Source organism: Pseudomonas anatoliensis, from assembly GCF_017976235.1.
In the GTDB taxonomy this organism is placed as follows: Bacteria; Pseudomonadota; Gammaproteobacteria; order Pseudomonadales; family Pseudomonadaceae; genus Aquipseudomonas; species Aquipseudomonas anatoliensis.
The window spans coordinates 618,690-636,817 of the sequence record NZ_JACVHC010000002.1 but is presented as its reverse complement, the minus strand read 5'-3'; the positions used below and the strand labels follow the sequence as shown (position 1 = coordinate 636,817).

17 protein-coding genes are annotated in these 18,128 nt (G+C 59.6%); 2 read left to right on the top strand and 15 right to left on the bottom strand.

The window, feature by feature from the left end; genetic code table 11:
* Window positions 1-3: 3 nt before the first annotated feature.
* The 8 genes from pabC to ICA16_RS08210 form a co-directional block, all read right to left on the bottom strand.
* The gene (gene pabC / locus ICA16_RS08245) at window positions 4-819 is read right to left on the bottom strand and encodes an aminodeoxychorismate lyase (protein ID WP_210700374.1); all 816 of its coding nucleotides are present in this window, start codon (window positions 817-819) and stop codon (window positions 4-6) included.
* Window positions 819-2,063: a beta-ketoacyl-ACP synthase II gene (gene fabF / locus ICA16_RS08240; protein WP_150605230.1), complete on the bottom strand. Its 1,245-nt coding sequence runs from the start codon at window positions 2,061-2,063 to the stop codon at window positions 819-821. The genes pabC and fabF overlap by 1 nt, the downstream gene beginning before the upstream one ends.
* Before the next feature lie 108 nt (window positions 2,064-2,171).
* Entirely contained in the window at window positions 2,172-2,408 is a 237-nt protein-coding gene (gene acpP / locus ICA16_RS08235; RefSeq protein WP_003442511.1) for an acyl carrier protein, read from the bottom strand.
* Between the two features lie 196 nt (window positions 2,409-2,604).
* On the bottom strand, window positions 2,605-3,345 hold the full coding sequence (fabG, locus tag ICA16_RS08230; RefSeq protein WP_042560433.1) for a 3-oxoacyl-ACP reductase FabG: 741 nt from the start codon (window positions 3,343-3,345) through the stop codon (window positions 2,605-2,607).
* 16 nt (window positions 3,346-3,361) lie between these two features.
* A complete protein-coding gene (gene fabD, locus ICA16_RS08225; RefSeq protein WP_101156226.1) occupies window positions 3,362-4,300 on the bottom strand; it encodes an ACP S-malonyltransferase in 939 nt (312 codons plus the stop codon).
* Window positions 4,301-4,423: 123 nt separating this feature from the next.
* Window positions 4,424-5,434 carry a phosphate acyltransferase PlsX gene (gene plsX / locus ICA16_RS08220; protein WP_080896053.1) on the bottom strand — a complete coding sequence of 337 codons (1,011 nt, stop codon included), beginning with the start codon at window positions 5,432-5,434 and terminating at the stop codon, window positions 4,424-4,426.
* A 4-nt stretch (window positions 5,435-5,438) separates the two neighbouring features.
* Window positions 5,439-5,621, bottom strand: a complete 183-nt coding sequence (gene rpmF, locus ICA16_RS08215; RefSeq protein ID WP_008152339.1) for a 50S ribosomal protein L32 — start codon at window positions 5,619-5,621, stop codon at window positions 5,439-5,441.
* A gap of 13 nt (window positions 5,622-5,634) precedes the next feature.
* Window positions 5,635-6,162: a YceD family protein gene (locus ICA16_RS08210; RefSeq protein ID WP_150616016.1), complete on the bottom strand. Its 528-nt coding sequence runs from the start codon at window positions 6,160-6,162 to the stop codon at window positions 5,635-5,637.
* A 105-nt stretch (window positions 6,163-6,267) separates the two neighbouring features.
* Here ICA16_RS08210 and ICA16_RS08205 point away from each other — a divergent pair, with 105 nt between their 5' ends.
* Window positions 6,268-6,846 carry a Maf family protein gene (locus ICA16_RS08205; protein ID WP_210700373.1) on the top strand — a complete coding sequence of 193 codons (579 nt, stop codon included), beginning with the start codon at window positions 6,268-6,270 and terminating at the stop codon, window positions 6,844-6,846.
* Between the two features lie 118 nt (window positions 6,847-6,964).
* Here the strand turns inward: ICA16_RS08205 and ICA16_RS08200 are convergent, their stop codons facing one another.
* From ICA16_RS08200 to rluC, 3 genes are read right to left on the bottom strand one after another with little or no spacing between them, the layout of a single operon-like run.
* Window positions 6,965-7,954 (bottom strand): S49 family peptidase, encoded by a 990-nt coding sequence (locus tag ICA16_RS08200; protein ID WP_150616018.1) that lies wholly within the window; start codon window positions 7,952-7,954, stop codon window positions 6,965-6,967.
* Window positions 7,955-7,978: 24 nt separating this feature from the next.
* Window positions 7,979-8,641: an HAD-IA family hydrolase gene (locus tag ICA16_RS08195; RefSeq protein ID WP_150616019.1), complete on the bottom strand. Its 663-nt coding sequence runs from the start codon at window positions 8,639-8,641 to the stop codon at window positions 7,979-7,981.
* Window positions 8,628-9,587, bottom strand: a complete 960-nt coding sequence (rluC, locus tag ICA16_RS08190) for a 23S rRNA pseudouridine(955/2504/2580) synthase RluC (RefSeq protein WP_150616020.1) — start codon at window positions 9,585-9,587, stop codon at window positions 8,628-8,630. The genes ICA16_RS08195 and rluC overlap by 14 nt, the downstream gene beginning before the upstream one ends.
* Before the next feature lie 698 nt (window positions 9,588-10,285).
* Between rluC and rne the strand changes: the two genes are divergently transcribed.
* On the top strand, window positions 10,286-13,519 hold the full coding sequence (gene rne / locus ICA16_RS08185; RefSeq protein WP_210700372.1) for a ribonuclease E: 3,234 nt from the start codon (window positions 10,286-10,288) through the stop codon (window positions 13,517-13,519).
* 207 nt (window positions 13,520-13,726) lie between these two features.
* On the opposite strand, the gene ICA16_RS08180 is transcribed toward rne, so the two are convergent.
* Genes ICA16_RS08180 through ICA16_RS08165 form a run of 4 tightly spaced genes read right to left on the bottom strand, consistent with a single transcriptional unit; the run spans window position 13,727 to window position 18,082 of the window.
* The gene (locus ICA16_RS08180; protein ID WP_210700371.1) at window positions 13,727-14,317 is read right to left on the bottom strand and encodes a nucleotidyltransferase family protein; all 591 of its coding nucleotides are present in this window, start codon (window positions 14,315-14,317) and stop codon (window positions 13,727-13,729) included.
* Entirely contained in the window at window positions 14,314-15,294 is a 981-nt protein-coding gene (locus ICA16_RS08175; protein ID WP_150605221.1) for an XdhC family protein, read from the bottom strand. Before ICA16_RS08175 ends, ICA16_RS08180 begins: the two co-directional genes overlap by 4 nt.
* Complete coding sequence (locus ICA16_RS08170) at window positions 15,294-17,615, bottom strand: xanthine dehydrogenase family protein molybdopterin-binding subunit (protein ID WP_210700370.1); 2,322 nt, start codon at window positions 17,613-17,615, stop codon at window positions 15,294-15,296. The genes ICA16_RS08175 and ICA16_RS08170 overlap by 1 nt, the downstream gene beginning before the upstream one ends.
* A complete protein-coding gene (locus tag ICA16_RS08165; RefSeq protein ID WP_123466814.1) occupies window positions 17,612-18,082 on the bottom strand; it encodes a (2Fe-2S)-binding protein in 471 nt (156 codons plus the stop codon). Before ICA16_RS08165 ends, ICA16_RS08170 begins: the two co-directional genes overlap by 4 nt.
* Between the last annotated feature and the right edge of the window lie 46 nt (window positions 18,083-18,128).

The following is an 18,128-nucleotide window of genomic DNA, read 5'->3' as shown; positions in this document are numbered from 1 at the left end:
AAATCAGGCATCCAGTAGGGCGCGGGCAATGGTTTGCAGTTTACGGGTGAGCGGGCCAACCGGCCAGCTCAGTGCAGCGTAGGCGCGTACCGGCCAGACGCCATATACGCTGTTGCAGACAAACACTTCATCGGCCCATTGCAGCTGTTCCAGGCCAATATCGACGGTTTGGGTGGGGATGGCCAATGACTCGGCCTGAAACAATATTTCCGCGCGCATCACACCGGCGACACCGCAGCGTTTCAGATCGGGCGTGATCAACACACCATCACGCACCAGAAACAGGTTACTGAAGACGCCTTCGATGACACGACCGGCCTGATCGAGCATCAAGCCTTCGGCGTGCTCGCTGTCTTGCCATTCGGCGCGGGCGAGCACTTGTTCCAGTCGATTGAGGTGTTTGAGTCCGGCAAGCAATGGCTGCCTGGAAAGACGCGTGTTGCACGGAAACAGGCGGATGCCGTGTTCGGCATGCGCAGCAGGATAAGCCGCCGGCGAACTGCCTTGCAGAATGCGTCGACCCGGCGCCGCAGGGTCAGGCGCGTAACCGCGCAAACCGTCGCCACGGGTGAGGATGAGTTTGAGCACACCCTCGCCCATCGCGGCAGCGTAGCTCAGCAGTTCGTGGCGAATCAGTTCGATATCGGCAACGATAGCCAGACGCGAACAGCCATCGGCCAGCCGCGTCATGTGTCGATCGAGCAATACCGGCTGGCCGTCATGCACGGCAATGGTCTCGAACAGACCATCGCCGTAAGCCAGGCCGCGGTCTTTCAGCGACAGAGTGTCAGCCGGTTGACCGTCGACCCAGCTGTCCATCAGCCTGCGAACCGACGGAACGCCAAGGTACCGTTGGTGCCGCCAAAGCCGAAGGAGTTCGACAGCACGACATCGATGTCCATGTTGCGCGCAGTGTGCGGCACAAAATCGAGATCACAGCCTTCGTCCGGCTCATCAAGGTTGATGGTTGGCGGCGCCACCTGGCTGTTGATGGCCAGGATACTGAAGATCGCCTCGACCGCGCCCGCCGCACCCAGCAGGTGACCGGTCATGGACTTGGTGGAGCTGACCGCCAGTTTGTAGGCATGCTCACCGAACACCGACCTGATCGCGTTGGCTTCGGCAAGGTCGCCGGCCGGGGTCGAGGTGCCGTGGGCATTGATGTATTGCACTTGATCGACGTTGATCTTCGCGTCGCGCAAGGCGTTGGTGATGCAGCGAGCTGCACCCGCGCCGTCGGCAGGTGGCGAAGTCATGTGGAACGCATCGCCACTGGTGCCGAAACCGATCAGCTCAGCGTAGATGGTCGCGCCGCGCGCCTTGGCGTGTTCGAGTTCTTCGAGCACCAATGCACCGGCACCGTCGGACAGTACGAAACCGTCACGGCCCTTGTCCCACGGACGGCTTGCGCGAGTCGGTTCATCGTTGCGGGTCGACAGCGCACGGGACGCGCCGAAGCCGCCCATGCCCAGACCGCATGCGGCCATTTCGGCACCGCCGGCAATCATCACGTCGGCTTCGTCGTACATGATGTTGCGCGCCGCCATGCCGATGCAGTGCGTACCGGTGGTACACGCTGTAGCGATGGCGTAGTTAGGTCCCTGTGCGCCCAGATGGATGGACAGGAAACCGGAAATCATATTGATGATCGAGCCTGGCACGAAGAATGGCGAGATTCGACGCGGGCCCGTCTCATGCAAAGTACGGCTGGTTTCTTCGATATTGGTCAGACCGCCGATGCCCGAACCCATGGCCACGCCAATGCGTTCACGGTTGGCGTCGGTAACTTCCAGGCCAGCGTTGCGAACGGCTTGAAAGCCAGCCGCGAGACCGTACTGAATGAACAGGTCGAGCTTGCGCGCTTCCTTGACCGACAGGTATTCCTCGACATTGAAGCCCTTTACCGAGCCGCCAAAGCGGGTGGAATAGGCAGAAAGGTCGGTGTGTTCGATCAGACCAATGCCACTGCGGCCAGCTAGAATGCCCTGCCAACTGCTCGGCACATCCGTGCCCAGTGGCGACAACATACCCATACCGGTGACTACGACGCGTCTACGCGACACAGCACTCTCCTTTTTCAAATGACGACTTTGCATCAGGCCTAAAGAAAAAACCGCACGCCGTGATGGCAGTGCGGTTTTTCCATGACAGCAAGCAACGATTACAAGCTATTAAGCCTGGTGGTTTGTAACGTAATCGATTGCAGCTTGTACAGTAGTGATCTTCTCAGCTTCTTCGTCAGGGATTTCGGTCTCGAATTCCTCTTCCAGAGCCATCACCAGCTCAACGGTGTCAAGGGAGTCGGCACCCAGGTCTTCTACGAAGGAAGCGGTGTTAACCACTTCTTCTTCTTTAACACCCAGTTGCTCGGCAACGATTTTCTTGACGCGCTCTTCGATGGTGCTCATACCTTGTTTTCACTCCTAATGGACAAATTCAGGCAGCTGGCCAGTGGGTAAGTGTATAGAAAGACTTTTCAGTTTTTCAACTGAAAGCTTCACTCCTCAAACCCTGCGACCCTCTGCCTATAAATAGATTGCAGCTTTATAACGGATTTTAGACAGCTCGTATGACATTTTTTTGAAGCAATCCGTCACATTTTACTTACATGTACATCCCACCGTTCACCGGGATTGTAGCCCCAGTTACGTATGCCGCACCGTCGGATGCAAGAAAAGCGACCACAGACGCGATCTCTTGAGCTTGTCCCAGACGACCCAGCGGAATCTGCGTCTGCAAGGCTTCACGCTGTGCTTCAGGCAGTTCGCGGGTCATATCGGTGTCGATAAACCCTGGGGTTACCGAGTTGACCGTAATCGAACGCGAACCGACTTCACGCGCCATTGCACGGCTGAAACCTTCCAGACCGGCCTTGGCGGCTGCATAGTTTACTTGGCCTGCGTTGCCCATGGCACCCACCACCGAGCCAATACTGATAATTCGACCCCAACGGGCTTTGGTCATGCCGCGCAGAACGCCCTTGGACAGGCGATACAGACTGTTCAGGTTGGTATCGATCACGTCGTACCATTCGTCATCTTTCATGCGCATCATCAGGTTATCGCGGGTGATGCCGGCGTTATTGACCAAAATCGCCGGTGCACCGAACTGCTCCTGAATGGTCGCGATCACCTTGCTGACGGATTCGTCGCTGGTGACATTGAGTTCCAGACCGGTACCCTGAATGCCGTGCTCTTTGAGCGTGGCGGCAATCGCCTCGGCACCCTTGGCGGAGGTTGCGGTACCCACAACGATGGCGCCCTGACGGCCCAGTTCCAGTGCGATAGCCTGGCCGATACCGCGGCTTGCACCGGTGACCAGTGCAACTTTACCTTGCAGACTCATGCAAGTTTCTCCTGATTCAGGCCTGCGCTGCACGAGCGGCAGCGAAAGCGTCTGGGGTATTGAGGTTGGAAGTCGAAACGCCTTCGGCGCAACGTTTGTTCAGACCGGCCAGTACTTTGCCCGGGCCACATTCGACCAGATTGGTCGCGCCCTTGGCGGCCAGCGTCTGTACGGACTCGACCCAGCGTACTGGCTTGTAGAGTTGTTCGAGCAGATCACGCTTGAGGGTTTCCAGATCGGCCGGCACTTGTGCGCTGACGTTCTGTACCACCGGGATCTGCGGCGCCTGCCAGTCAATGGCGGCGATGGATTCGGCAAAGCGCTCGGCAGCCGGACGCATCAGTTCGCAGTGCGACGGCACGCTCACCGGCAGCGGCATGGCACGCTTGGCGCCACGCGCCTTGCAGCCTTCAATGGCGCGCTCGACGGCAGCCTTGGCACCGGCCACTACAACCTGGCCCGGGGAGTTGAAGTTGACGGCGCTGACCACTTCGCCCTGCGCCGCTTCAGCACAGGCCGCCAGCACGTCAGCGTCTTCCAGACCCAGAATGGCAGCCATGCCGCCCTGCCCGGCCGGAACCGCTTCCTGCATCAGCTGGCCACGGCGCTCAACGAGCTTCACCGCGTCAGCCAGGGTCAGGCTGCCGGCAGCTACCAGCGCGCTGTATTCACCCAGGCTGTGACCGGCAACAAATGCCGGACGCGCGCCACCTTCAGCCAGCCACAGACGCCACAGGGCGATCGATGCGGTCAGAATGGCCGGTTGGGTCTTGTCGGTTTGATTAAGCAGCTCTTCCGGCCCCTGCTGGGTCAGTGCCCACAGGTCATAGCCCAGAGCAGCGGAGGCTTCTTGGAACGTTTCGAGGATCAGTGGATGTTGCGCGCCCAGCTCGGCCAGCATGCCGAGGGACTGCGAACCTTGTCCTGGAAAGACGAATGCGAGGGAAGCAGACATGTAACAAGCCCCTAATGATCTTGTCGTCGGAAAATGACGCCCCACTGGGGGACGCAAGAAACTGACAGTTGGATGGCCCTTTGAACCGGGCGGTCACATTTAAGCATTGTCCGACGAAAACGCCTAAGACAACAAATCCTCGAGACGCCCGTGAAGGCGCTCGGGCAGGTTCTCCTGAATCTCGATCAGCGCACGCTGAATCGCACTCTGGAAGCCCTGAACTCCCGCCGAACCGTGGCTTTTCACCACAATGCCCTGCAAGCCAAGGAAGCTTGCGCCATTGTGTCGCGCCGGTGCCAGATCTGCCTGCAAGCGCTTCATCAGTGGCAGCGCCAAGGCACCGATTGCGCGCGAAGCCATGTTCTTTTTGAACAGCGCCTCGATGCGCGCAGCAATCATCGTTGCCAGGCCTTCGCTGGACTTGAGCAGAATGTTGCCGACAAATCCGTCGCACACCACCACATCGGCTTCACCGCGATACAGGCCGTCACCTTCGACGAAGCCGATGTAGTTAATGCCCCTGGCCGCCTGCAACAGCGTTGCCGCCAACTTGACCTGCTGGTTGCCCTTGATGTCTTCGGTGCCGATGTTCAGCAACGCCACCCGCGGTCGAGCAATACCCAACGTCTGCGCCGCCACCGAACCCATCACCGCAAACTGCAACAGATGCTCCGCACTGCAATCGACGTTGGCGCCAAGGTCAAGCAACTGGCAATAACCCTTCTGCGTCGGAATGGCGGCCACCATCGCGGGACGGTCGATACCCGGCAAGGTCTTCAACACATAGCGCGACAGCGCCATCAACGCACCGGTATTGCCAGCACTGACACAGGCTTGCGCCTTGCCATCACGCACCAGTTCAAGGGCGACACGCATCGACGAGTCCGGCTTGCCACGCAGGGCCTGAGTCGGTTTTTCGTCCATGGTGATGACTTCGCTGGCCGCAACAATCGTCAGGCGCGCGCGATCGGCAGCCGATTGGCCATTGATCAATTCTTCAAGAAGGGAGGGTTGACCGACGAGGGTCAGGTGCAGCGAGGGCGTAGCAGACAGGCAAGCGAGGCTGGCCTGAACAATGCTGCGGGGACCGAAGTCCCCGCCCATTGCGTCAATCGCGATGACTTGAGCAGACAAGTGATTACTCGTCAGCGCCCTTGTCGATCACTTTACGGCCACGGTATACGCCTTCTGGCGATACGTGGTGACGCAGGTGAATTTCACCAGTGGTTTTTTCTACAGACAGAGTGCTCGCCGTCAGGGCGTCGTGCGAACGACGCATGTCACGGGCAGAGCGGGATTTTTTGTTCTGCTGAACAGCCATAATTGATTAACTCCTAAACGTTTGGGTCACGCTTTAACTGCGCCAATACACTGAACGGGTTGGACCGCGTTACCTCGTCCTCGCTCGGTTCGGGCTCATCTGACCCCGCCGGCTGCTGGCATTCTTCCGGATGATGAGCAGGCACGATAGGCAAGGCAAGCAAAAGCTCCTCCTCGACCAGTGACTGCAGATCCAATGGATCTTCGCCCAGTTCCAGCACGTCATAACCTTTCGGTAACGACTGGGTATTCGCACCCTCTTTCACCACAGCGTAACTGCATTCGCTGTGGATCGGCAGGGTGACCAGCTCAAGACAACGCTGGCAAACCATTTTGACCTCGGTGTCGATAAAGCTGTGAATTACCACAGATTTACGTTCATCTCGTTCAAAAACGAATTTCGCCTGCACCGTACCGACATTGTCGGAAAGCGGGTCGCAGAGTCTCTTCAAATCGGCCAGCAGCAGCTCACCTTGGATGGTGGTGCCACGATCAGCCAATTTGCGCGGGTCAACGTGAGGTGGAATCGGGTCATTCAACATAGGCGCAGCATTATAGGGATGCACCCACCCATGTCAAAGGAAATTGTGCCCTGTCCGTCACTTGCGTGCCTCCGCTAGAATTCACATCTGCCCCAGGAGACGCAAATGCTGCCTTTATTACTTGCCTCAAGCTCGACTTATCGCCGGGAATTGCTCGCCCGCCTGCACTTGCCGTTCGTCTGCAGCTCGCCGGATATCGATGAAAGCCACCGTCCTGGCGAACCGGCAATCGAGCTGGTCAAACGCCTCGCCGAACAGAAGGCCCGAGCATTGGCCGACAGCCACCCCGCTCATCTGATTATTGGCTCGGACCAGGTGGCCGTAGTCGGCGACCAGATCATCGGCAAGCCGCACACCTTCGACAAGGCCCGCGAGCAACTGATGGCCGCCAGCGGCGCCAGCGTGACTTTCCTCACCGGCCTGGCGCTGCTCAATAGTCAGACGGGGCAAATTCAAGTCGACTGCGTACCGTTCACCGTGCACATGCGCCAGCTCGATCCGGCGCGGGTCGAGCGTTACTTGCGCATCGAGCAGCCTTACGACTGTGCGGGCAGCTTCAAGGCTGAAGGGTTGGGCGTGAGCTTGTTCCAGTCCACCGAAGGCCCTGACGCTACCAGCCTTATTGGTCTGCCGCTGATTCGGCTGATCGACATGCTATTGGTCGAAGGCGTGCAGATCCCTTAAAGCAAAAGATCGCAGCCTGCGGCAACTCCTACAGCGTTCGTGTCAGCGCAAAAATTGCGAATGAACATCGAACCTGTAGGAGCTGCCGCAGGCTGCGATCTTTTGATCTACCAGCGACTCAGCGCAACGAAGGCCCGTGAAAACCCATCCACATCGCCAACTGCTCGGCCACACTGGCGCCAAGCTTCTTCGAGAAGCGGTCAAACGGCGATTCCTGGACGGTGAAGTCCACCAACTCTTTCTCGCCGACCACATCACGCGCCACCGAACTGGCATTACCCAATCCATCGATCAAACCCAGCGGTAGCGCTTGCTCGCCAGACCAGACCAGCCCGGAGAACAGCTCCGGATGCTCTTTGTCCTTCAGGCGATCGCCACGACCCTGCTTAACGCTGTTGATGAACTGCTTGTGCGTGGTGTCCAGCACACCTTGCCAGAACGCCGTTTCTTCAGGCTTCTGCGGCTGGAACGGATCAAGGAACGATTTGTGCTCGCCAGACGTATACGTGCGACGCTCGACTCCCAGCTTCTCCATGGTGCCGACAAAGCCGTAACCGGCCGCCGTCACACCAATGGAGCCCACCAGACTCGCCTTGTCGGCGTAAATCTGATCCGCGGCACTGGCGATGTAATACGCACCAGACGCACCGAGATCGGAAATCACCGCATACAGCTTGATCTCGGGGTGCAAGCCACGCAGACGCTTGATCTCGTCATACACATAACCCGACTGCACAGGACTGCCACCCGGACTGTTGATCCGCAGGATGACACCCTTGACCTTCTTGTCCTCGAACGCTGCGCGCAGGCTGCCGACAATGTTGTCGGCACTGGCCGGTTCTTTGTCGGCGATCACGCCGGTGACGTCGATCAGCGCGGTGTAGTTCTCGCCGCGAGTCGCGCTTTTTTCCATGTCCATCAGCGGCGTGAACAGGATCAACGCGACAAACAGGTAAACAAACGTCAGAAACTTGAAGAAAATCCCCCAGCGCCGCGAACGACGCTGTTCCTGCACACCCGCCAGAAGGGTCTTTTCCAGCAGCTTCCAGCTCTTCTCGTCACCGCCGTCGGCACTTGCCTTGGCCGGTGCTTTCCATTCGTCGGTCATGCCATCCACCCCAGCAAAAACGTATTAAGCCTGCTGCGCCAGCCAGGCATGCAATTCAGAAAAACGGTCGATCGACAGGCGCGGCTCGAACCGTTGCAACGATTCGATCGATTGCGCGCCATAACTGACAGCCACCGAATCCATCCCCGCGTTACGCGCCATCAGCAGATCGAAGGACGAATCCCCGACCATCAGCGCCTGATCCGCACGCACACCGCAATGCGCAAGTATCTGCTCCAGCATAAGAGGGTGCGGCTTGCTCGCAGTTTCATCGGCCGCGCGGGTAATGTCGAAATACTCTTCCCAGCCATTGGCCTTGAGCACACGATCCAGTCCGCGACGATTCTTGCCCGTCGCGACAGCCAGGTGATAACCCTGCTCACGAAAGGACGTCATCGATTCGACGACGCCCTCAAACAGCGGCGAAGGCACGGCTTCCGCTGCAATGTAGTGATCAGCGTAATACTCGCGAAACAAGGTCATTTCAGCGTCACTGATTTCGGGATACAACGTGCGGATCGCCTCAGGCAGGCCCAGACCGATGATGCCCTTGACGGCAAAATCATCACGCAACTCGAAACCGGAGCGCCCGGACGCCGAATGCATCGCCTCGACGATCCGATGAATGGAATCGGCCAGCGTGCCGTCCCAATCGAAAATCAGCAGTTTGTAATCAGATGGGCGCACTCAATCGCTCCACGGTCTTGGCCCACATTTCATCGACCGGCGCCTGCAAGGTCAGCTTGCCGCCATCCGGCAGCGGCACGGTCAGCATGTAAGCATGCAGAAACAGGCGCTTGCCGCCCAGATCGCGGATTTCCTTGGTGAAATCCTCGTCGCCATACTTGCTGTCGCCAGCAATGCAATGGCCGGCATGCAAAGTGTGCACGCGAATCTGATGGGTGCGACCGGTAACCGGCTTGGCCTCGACCATGGTCGCGAAATCACCGAAGCGGCGCAGCACCTTGAACATCGTCAGGGCTTCTTTGCCTTCTTCATTGACTTCAACCATGCGCTCGCCGGAACGCAAGTTGCTCTTGAGCAATGGCGCGCTGACTTTCTTGATCGAGGTCGCCCAGTTGCCACGAACCAGCGCCATGTAGCGCTTGTCGATGCCATCGCCGCGCAACTGCTCGTGCAAATGACGGAGCATGCTGCGCTTCTTGGCGATCATCAGCAGGCCGGAAGTGTCGCGATCGAGACGGTGAACCAGCTCCAGCTCTTTGGTATCCGGACGCAACTGACGAAAGGCTTCGATCACACCGAAGTTCAAGCCGCTGCCACCGTGAACCGCAATGCCCGCAGGCTTGTTGATCACGATCAGGGCTTTGTCTTCGAAGACAATCGAGGCTTCCAGACGCTGCAACAGACCTTGGGCCAGAGGCACCGGCTCGTCACGCTCAGGCACGCGAACGGGCGGCACGCGCACGATATCACCGGCCTGCAGCTTGTATTCGGGCTTGATCCGACCTTTGTTCACACGCACTTCGCCTTTGCGCAAAATGCGGTAAATCAGGGTCTTGGGCACGCCTTTGAGCCGGGCGAGGAGAAAATTATCGATTCGTTGGCCGGCATACTCCGGCGAGACTTCAAGCAGTTGAACGCCTGGAGTCGTAGGGGCAGTAGTTGTCATGGCGCGGATGATAACAATTTTTATGGAATTGAAGCACTTAATCATTGCTGCTATAGTCGCGAACGCCGCCAAAAGCGGCCTGGACAGCGGCACCACGGTCAAAAACCGGCCCTGACCAACGCAATTCACCAGGACGCGAGGCCGTCCTACGGGGCTTTCGCTACGTAACGGTGGAGTTTGCAGTTGTAACAAGCGCAGGTGACATAAGGCCTGAATCACACCGCCGAGCAGAGTTTTTACTCGCCTGGCAGGCAAACATTCAAGGCCAGTTCACAAAGTGCAGTCAGCTGTGAATGACCCCGAGCGAAGGCTTCGGAAACAACGCCTAAATTAGCCATGATGCGTGACCTCCCCTTTCGGAGCTCACGGTAAATGCCAACCCGTTGCGGATTCTGCGCGCGGCAGCACCCGAATTATCAGGGATACGTGTAGGGTGGAGATGCACAACCGCTGGACTGTGTAGCATTAGGCTTTATCAAGACGCTTCATCTCGTCCACAGCCGCCGGTTGATTCCTCCTCCTGACTGAGTGCTTAAGTAGCCACAGCAAGCAGGACGCGTACGTCGCGGTCTCGGCCCAATTGGTCGCAATCGCCAGACACGGGAATGGCCAACCACTCCCGACGCACCTGACACCGACCGTGAGAAGTCGTGTGTGCCGAACGCCGTTTCCGGCAGCCCGGAAACCGACGGTACTACATGAAAAGAATGCTGATTAACGCAACTCAACCCGAAGAGTTGCGTGTTGCACTGGTAGATGGCCAGCGCCTCTACGACCTGGACATCGAATCCGGTGCACGCGAGCAGAAAAAAGCCAATATCTATAAAGGCAAGATCACTCGCATCGAACCAAGCCTTGAGGCTGCCTTTGTCGACTTCGGCTCTGAGCGCCACGGCTTCCTGCCCCTCAAAGAAATCTCCCGCGAATACTTCAAGAAAACCCCTGAAGGCCGCGTCAACATCAAGGACGTCCTGAGCGAAGGCCAGGAAGTCATCGTTCAGGTCGAGAAAGAAGAACGTGGCAACAAGGGCGCAGCCCTGACCACCTTCATCAGCCTGGCCGGTCGTTACCTCGTGCTGATGCCGAACAACCCGCGTGCCGGCGGTATCTCCCGTCGCATCGAAGGCGAAGAGCGCAACGAACTGCGTGAAGCGCTGAACGGCCTGGTTGCTCCAGCCGACATGGGTCTGATCGTGCGCACTGCCGGCCTTGGCCGCAGCAGCGAAGAAATGCAGTGGGACCTCGATTACCTGCTGCAACTCTGGACCGCCATCAAAGAAGCCTCGCTGGATCGCGCCGCGCCATTCCTGATCTACCAGGAAAGCAACGTGATCATCCGCGCCATCCGCGATTACCTGCGCCAGGACATCGGCGAAGTGCTGATCGACAGCGTTGAAGCCCAGGACGAAGCCCTGACCTTCATCCGCCAGGTGATGCCGCAGTACGCCAGCAAGATCAAGCTGTACGAAGACAGCGTTCCGCTGTTCAACCGTTTCCAGATCGAAAGCCAGATCGAAACCGCTTTCCAGCGCGTCGTCGAACTGCCTTCCGGCGGCTCCATCGTTATCGATCCGACCGAAGCCCTGGTGTCCATCGACATCAACTCGGCCCGCGCCACCAAAGGCAGCGACATCGAAGAAACCGCCCTGCAGACCAACCTTGAAGCGGCTGAAGAAATCGCCCGTCAGTTGCGCCTGCGCGACATCGGCGGCCTGATCGTCATCGACTTCATCGACATGACCCCTGCCAAGAACCAGCGCGCCGTGGAAGAGAAAGTCCGCGAATGCCTGGAAGCCGACCGCGCTCGCGTGCAGATCGGCCGGATCTCGCGCTTCGGCCTGCTGGAAATGTCCCGTCAGCGCCTGCGTCCATCGCTGGGCGAAAGCAGCGGCATCGTTTGCCCGCGTTGCAACGGCACCGGCATCATCCGCGACGTTGAATCGCTGTCGCTGGCGATCCTGCGCCTGATCGAAGAAGAAGCCCTGAAAGACCGCACCGCCGAAGTCCGCGCTCAGGTGCCGATCCCGGTTGCTGCGTTCCTGCTCAACGAAAAACGCAACTCGATCACCAAGATCGAACTGCGCACCCGTGCCCGCATCATCATTCTGCCGAACGATCACCTCGAAACGCCGCACTTCGAAGTTCAGCGTCTGCGTGATGACAGCCCGGAAGCCGCTACCGGCCAGTCGAGCTATGAAATTGCCGCCGCTGCTGCCGAAGTTGAAGAAGTTCAGCCAGCCGCCGCGACCCGCACTCTGGTTCGCCAGGAAGCTGCAGTGAAAACTGCTCCGGCCCGCGCCAATGCTCCGGTCCCGGCCGAAGTGGCTGCCCCGGCACCCGCTGCTGCGCCAGTTGCCATGCCAGAGCCAAGCCTGTTCAAAGGTCTGGTGAAGTCGCTGGTCAGCCTGTTCGCTACCAAAGAAGAGCCTGCTGCTCCGGTTGTGGTTGAGAAACCGGCCACCGAGCGTCCGGCCCGTAACGAAGAGCGTCGCAACGGTCGTCAGCAGAGCCGCAACCGTAACGGTCGCCGCGATGAAGAACGCAAGCCGCGCGAAGAACGTGCACCGCGTGAAGAACGCGCCCCACGCGAGCCGCGTGAAGAGCGTCAGCCACGTGAAGCCCGTGAAGTTCGCGAGCCTCGTGAAGCCCGTACCGAAGCGCCAGCCGCCCGCGAAGAACGCGCACCACGCGCACCGCGTGAAGAGCGTGCACCACGTGCTCCACGTGAAGATCGCAAGCCACGTGGCGAGCGTGAAGAACGTGTACGTGAACTGCGCGAGCCACTCGATGCCGTTCCAGCTGTAGCCGCCGCTGCTGCCGTGACCGCTGAAGAGCGTCCGGCCCGTCAGCCACGTGAAGAGCGCGCACCGCGCCCGCCACGTGAAGAGCGTCAACCGCGCGCCGAGCAGGCCGCTGCTGCCGTAGCTGATGAAGAAGAAGTCATCAGCAACGAAGAGCAACTGCAGGAAGACGGTTCGGAGAGCGCCGAAGGCGATCGCCCACGTCGTCGTTCCCGCGGTCAGCGTCGTCGCAGCAACCGTCGCGAGCGTCAGCGTGATGCCAATGGCAACGTGATCGAAGGTTCGGAAGAGTCCGAGTCCGACGAAAACGCTGAAGGCCCGAGCACTGCCGATCTGGCTGCTGGCCTGGCCGTGACTGCCGCCGTAGCCAGCAGCGTGATCAGCGCTCCGGCTGAAGCACAAGCTCACGAGCAAGCCGAACGCGCCACCGCCGCTACTCTGGAAACTGCTCCAGTAGAAGCACCGGTTGTTGAAGCCACCACTCCAGTGGAAGTGACAGCAGCTCCGGAAGTTGAAGTAGCACCGGTTCGCGAAACCCAGGCTCAGTTTGAAGCGTTTGCTGAACCTGCCGCCGAACCTGCGGTAGTCGTCGAGGCACCAGTCGTCGTTGCAGAGCCGGTTGTCGAAACCGTATCTGAAACCGTGACCGAAACCGTGCGTGAAGTTCGCGAAGAGCAGACTGCATTCAACTGGGTTGCCGAGCCTGCCGCCGCTGAAACACCAGCGCCTGCATACGAAGCGCCAGTGGTTGAAGAAGCCAAGGTTGCCGAACCGGCTCCAGCGCCAGTCGTCGAGGCTCCAGTGGTTGCCGAAGCACCAGCTCCAGAAGTGGAAGTTGCTCCGGTCAGCGCCCTGGCAGCAAACGGCCGCGCACCAAACGACCCGCGTGAAGTGCGTCGTCGCAAGCGTGAAGAAGAGCGTCTGGCGAAGGAAGCCGAGCTGGCAGCAGCCTCTGCTCCGGTTGTTGCCGAGCCAGTGGTTGCTGAAGTGGTTGAGGCAGCTCCTGCCCCTACTGCTGAAGAAGCTGCGGTTGAATCGGTGATCGCCGAAGCGCCACGCTCCGTTCAGGACGCGGCACAGCAACACGAAGAGGCCCAGGAAAAAGAACACGAGCCTAAACCACTCGTCTGATTCCGTAAGCCACTAAAAAGCCCCGCCTGATTCGTCAGGCGGGGCTTTTTTATGCGGTTTGGAAGATCAAAAGATCGCAGCCTTCGGCAGCTGCTACAGGGGATCGCATTTACATGATCGTTCCCATTTAGAGCGTGGGTATGATCAATATCTGGAATGCGATCCCCTGTAGGAGCTGCCGAAGGCTGCGATCTTTTGACTTTGCTGTTACTTAAATACCAAAGCCTCAGGCACATCGATATCCCACAACACCCCGGGATCATCCACCGTCACCTCAACGACCCTTCCCTGCTTGAACAAGGGCCTGGCCCCGCGATCACCGCTCAACGCCAGCAACCCCGAACCAAACGAACGTCCAAACCCCACTGGATGCCCAAACTCGCCATCCTGCACCGGCACACTCACCGCATCGTTCGCCATCGCCGCCACCACCCGCTCGATACTCGACGGCAAGATAAACGGCATATCCCCCAGCACGATCAGCCAGCCATCAACATCCGGACAAGCCGCCACGCCCGCGGCAATGCTGTCGCCCATGCCGGTAGACTCGATCAAGACCACTTCACAGCCATAAGCCTGCGCCATGCGCATCGCCTGCGGCCGTGCTTCAGTCGTCACCAGCACGCGCTTGTCGAGACTGGCCGGCAGGTTCACCAGCACTTGCTCGATCACCGAACGCACGGCGCCATCACGACCAGTGCAATCGGCCAGCAACTTGTCCTTGTCCGCGCCTGCCACTTGGCGAAAGCGGCTGCCCTCGCCTGCTGCCAATACGATCACCGCGATGGAATGACTCATGCGCCCTCCACTGACTTCTTCTGTTTCAACTCGACGCCGTTCTTGATCGCCACGATCTCTGCCAACAAGGACAAGGCAATTTCCGCCGGCGAGTGACTGCCGATGTGCAAACCGATCGGCCCGTGCAAACGCTTGATCGCCTCTACTGACAAGCCTAGCTGAGCCAGATTCTCCCGGCGTTTCTGACTGTTGACCCGCGAACCCAGTGCGCCGACATAAAAGGCCGGCGAATCGAGCGCGGTGAGCAACGCCATGTCGTCCAGCCGCGGGTCGTGAGTCAGCGCGACAATCGCCGTGCGCTCGTCGGTCTGGATGCTCAGCACCGCATCGTCCGGCATACCCGGTACAAAACGACCATGTTGTTCTTCCCAACCATAGACGAACTCGGTGCGCGGATCGCAGATCAGCACCTCGAAATCCAGCAGCCGCGCCATGTCCGCGACATATCGCGACAATTGCCCGGCGCCGATCAACAGCAGACGCCAGCGCGGGCCGTAAATCGCGCGCAGGGTTTTGCCATCGAACGCCAGCGAGTCGGATTTGCTCGCGGGCGCCAACACCACTTCACCCGTTTCAATGTTCAACTCACGGGCAACGATCTCGTGGGCTTCACATCGCGCAAGCAGTTCGGCGACCCACGCCGGGTCGCCGACCCGCTCTTCTGTCAGGCGCAACGTTCCACCACAAGGCAGGCCGAACCGCGCCGCCTCTTCACGCGTGACGCCATAGGTGATCAGTTGCACCGGTGGCCCGTCGGTAGCAATGCGCCCGTCGTGCAGCCGGGCGATCAAGTCATCCTCGACACAGCCGCCGGACACCGAGCCAATTACCACGCCATCCTCGCGCAAGGCGAGCATGGCGCCGGGCGACCGCGGCGCCGTGCCCCAGGTCTGCACCACGCTGAACAGCACCACTCGCTGGCCGGCGCGGCGCCATTCGAGCACGCTGCGCAGGACATTCAGATCAACGCTGTCCATCAGGCTCGTGCCTTCTGCCAGCCCTGCAACTGATAACGCACCGGCAGGTTGCGGATGCGTTTGCCGGTTGCGGCGAAGATCGCATTGCACAGTGCCGGCGCAATTGGCGGTACGCCCGGCTCACCGACGCCGCCCAACGACACATCGCCCGGTGGTGTGACCAGATGCACGGCAACTTCCTTCGGCGCCAGCGACATGCGCGCCACTTCGTACATATGGAAATTGTCCTGCTGGACCTTGCCGTCCTTGAAACTGATTTCACCCAGCACGGCGTTACCCAGGCCCATCACGCAAGCGCCTTCGAACTGCGAGCGAATACGTTCAGGATTGATCTGCGGCCCGCAATCCACGGCGATGTCGGCCTTGTGCACGATCAGCGTGCCATCGTCCTTGACCTCGACTTCAATCACCGCCGCCACGTAAGTGACGAAGCTGTAATGCACTGCCAGCCCCAGGCCACGACCCTTTGGCAGTTGACGACCCCAACCGGCTGCCTTGGCCGCGGTTTCCAGCACGGCGCGCATACGACCGGTGTCGATCGGATAACGCTCAGGGGATTCGCCGTAGTTCCACTCTTCGCTCAAGGTGCGCGGATCGATCTGCCGGTCCGGGCCAAGCAGCTTGATCTGATATTTGAGTGGATCCACACCGGCCTTGTGCGCCAGTTCATCGACGAAACTCTGGATCGCGAAACCATGAGGAATGTTCGACACCGAGCGATACCAGCCGACCCGCGTGTGCACCCTCGCTTCCGGGTTTTCCAGACGCACATTGGGAATTGCGTAGGCCATGTTGGTGAAGCCCATGCCCAGTTCGAACGCCGCTTCATGGTTCATGCCCGGCGCAAACAGCGCGGTGATGCTCGGCGCCACGGTGCGATGCAACCAGCCGGACGGCATGCCGTCCTTGCCCACGCCCGCCTTCAGGTATTCGGCGGACACGGTATGGAAATACGAGTTGTGCACGTCGTCCTCGCGCGTCCACTGCACCCGCACTGCCTTGCCAGGAAACTCCTTGGCGAGGATGGCCGCTTCAATGACGAAGTCCGGTTTCGACTTGCGCCCGAAACCACCACCCAGCAGCGTCACATTGACGGTGACGTTATCGAATGGCAGCCCCAGGCGCTCGGCGATGCGCTCACGCGTCACCTGTGGTGCCTGGCTCGGCGCCCATGCCTCGCAAACGCCGTTGTTGAAACGGGCGATGGCCACCATCGGTTCCATCGGTGCCTGCGCCAGATGCGGCAAATAATAAGAGGCTTCCAAGGTGCTGGCAGCACTGCTCAGCGCCTTGTCGATATCGCCGGTGTTGCGCACCACTTTGCCAGGCTTCAGCGACGCGGCTTCCAGTTCCTTGCGATAAGCGATCGAGTCGTAACTGGCGTTCGGGCCATCGTCCCACTCGATCTTCAGCGCCTCGCGGCCCTTGATGGCCGCCCAGGTGTTACTGGCAACCACGGCCACTCCGCCTAATGGTTGAAACTCCGAAGGCAGTGGACGGCCTTCGATCTGCATGACTTTTAGCACGCCGGGCACTTTCAGCGCCGCGCTGTCATCCAGTGATTTGACCTTGCCGCCGTACACCGCCGGACGGGCGATGGTCGCGTACAGCATGCCGTCGAAATGCACGTCGGCGCCGTATACCGCGCGGCCTTTGACGATGTCGTCACCGTCGATGGCTTTGCTGCCTTCCTTGCCGATATAGCGAAATTCCGACGGCTGCTTGAGGCGCAGACTGTCGCGCGCCGGTACCGCCAACGCACTGGCCGCAGCGGCGAGCTCGCCATAACCCAGCTCACGCCCGGACGGCTTGTGAATGACTTTGTGCAATTGCGCATGGCATTCGCCCACCGGCACTTTCCATTGCGCGGCCGCCGCTTGCTCAAGCATCGTACGGGCTGCCGCGCCGCAACGGCGCATCGGCTCGTACCAGTGACGCATGCTGCGCGAACCGTCGGTGTCCTGATTGCCGAAACGCATCTCATCGCCCGGCGCCTGCTGCACTTTGACGTGCGCCCAATCAGCTTCCAGTTCGTCGGCGACAACCATGGTCAGACTGGTGCGCACGCCCTGGCCCATCTCGGAGCGGTTGCACACGACAGTAACCGTGCCGTCGCTGGTGATGCTGACGTAGACCTTCGGATCATCGATCCAGCCGTTGGGCATGCCATCGGCACCGAACTGCTTCGGCTTGTCTTCGGCGAACGCATCCTGCCAACCCCAGCTCGCCGCCAGCACCAATGCACCAGTGGCGGTTGCGCCTTTAAGGAAGCCACGGCGACTGAGATTGCTCAGGGCGAAATCATTCGGCAGGCGACTCATGCCTTGGCCTCCTTCAGGTGGGTGGAAGCCTGGCGAATCGCGGTTTTGATCCGGTTATAGGTGCCGCAGCGGCAAATGTTGCCGACCATGGCCTCTTCGATCTGCTCGTCGCTCGGGTTTGGATTGGTTTTGAGCAACGCCGTGGCCGACATGATCTGCCCGCCCTGACAAAAACCGCACTGGGCCACAGCGCTGTCGAGCCAGGCTTGCTGGACGACTTGCCCGACCGGGTCAGCGTGCAGGTTGTCGATAGTGGTGACGTTCTGGCCGACTACCGAGCCGATCGGCGTGATGCAACTGCGCGCCGGCAAACCATCGATATGAATTGTGCACGCGCCGCACAGGCCCATGCCGCAACCGAATTTGGTGCCGTTGTAACCGGCGACATCACGAATCGCCCACAACAGCGGCATGTCTTCGGTGACATCGAGTGGATGGTCTTGGCCATTGAGTTTCAGGGTAATCATGGGCACGCCCGCATATTTTTGGAGGTTATGGGGTCGAGCAATCTGC

What these genes read in the sequence shown, in the direction of transcription:
- pabC (WP_210700374.1), bottom strand. Translation starts at nt 819, where the DNA reads ATGGACAGCTGGGTCGACGGTCAACCGGCTGACACTCTGTCGCTGAAA.
- acpP (WP_003442511.1), bottom strand. Translation starts at nt 2,408, where the DNA reads ATGAGCACCATCGAAGAGCGCGTCAAGAAAATCGTTGCCGAGCAACTG.
- fabG (WP_042560433.1), bottom strand. Translation starts at nt 3,345, where the DNA reads ATGAGTCTGCAAGGTAAAGTTGCACTGGTCACCGGTGCAAGCCGCGGT.
- fabD (WP_101156226.1), bottom strand. Translation starts at nt 4,300, where the DNA reads ATGTCTGCTTCCCTCGCATTCGTCTTTCCAGGACAAGGTTCGCAGTCC.
- rpmF (WP_008152339.1), bottom strand. Translation starts at nt 5,621, where the DNA reads ATGGCTGTTCAGCAGAACAAAAAATCCCGCTCTGCCCGTGACATGCGT.
- ICA16_RS08210 (WP_150616016.1), bottom strand. Translation starts at nt 6,162, where the DNA reads ATGTTGAATGACCCGATTCCACCTCACGTTGACCCGCGCAAATTGGCT.
- ICA16_RS08205 (WP_210700373.1), top strand. Translation starts at nt 6,268, where the DNA reads ATGCTGCCTTTATTACTTGCCTCAAGCTCGACTTATCGCCGGGAATTG.
- ICA16_RS08200 (WP_150616018.1), bottom strand. Translation starts at nt 7,954, where the DNA reads ATGACCGACGAATGGAAAGCACCGGCCAAGGCAAGTGCCGACGGCGGT.
- rluC (WP_150616020.1), bottom strand. Translation starts at nt 9,587, where the DNA reads ATGACAACTACTGCCCCTACGACTCCAGGCGTTCAACTGCTTGAAGTC.
- rne (WP_210700372.1), top strand. Translation starts at nt 10,286, where the DNA reads ATGAAAAGAATGCTGATTAACGCAACTCAACCCGAAGAGTTGCGTGTT.
- ICA16_RS08180 (WP_210700371.1), bottom strand. Translation starts at nt 14,317, where the DNA reads ATGAGTCATTCCATCGCGGTGATCGTATTGGCAGCAGGCGAGGGCAGC.
- ICA16_RS08175 (WP_150605221.1), bottom strand. Translation starts at nt 15,294, where the DNA reads ATGGACAGCGTTGATCTGAATGTCCTGCGCAGCGTGCTCGAATGGCGC.
- ICA16_RS08170 (WP_210700370.1), bottom strand. Translation starts at nt 17,615, where the DNA reads ATGAGTCGCCTGCCGAATGATTTCGCCCTGAGCAATCTCAGTCGCCGT.
- ICA16_RS08165 (WP_123466814.1), bottom strand. Translation starts at nt 18,082, where the DNA reads ATGATTACCCTGAAACTCAATGGCCAAGACCATCCACTCGATGTCACC.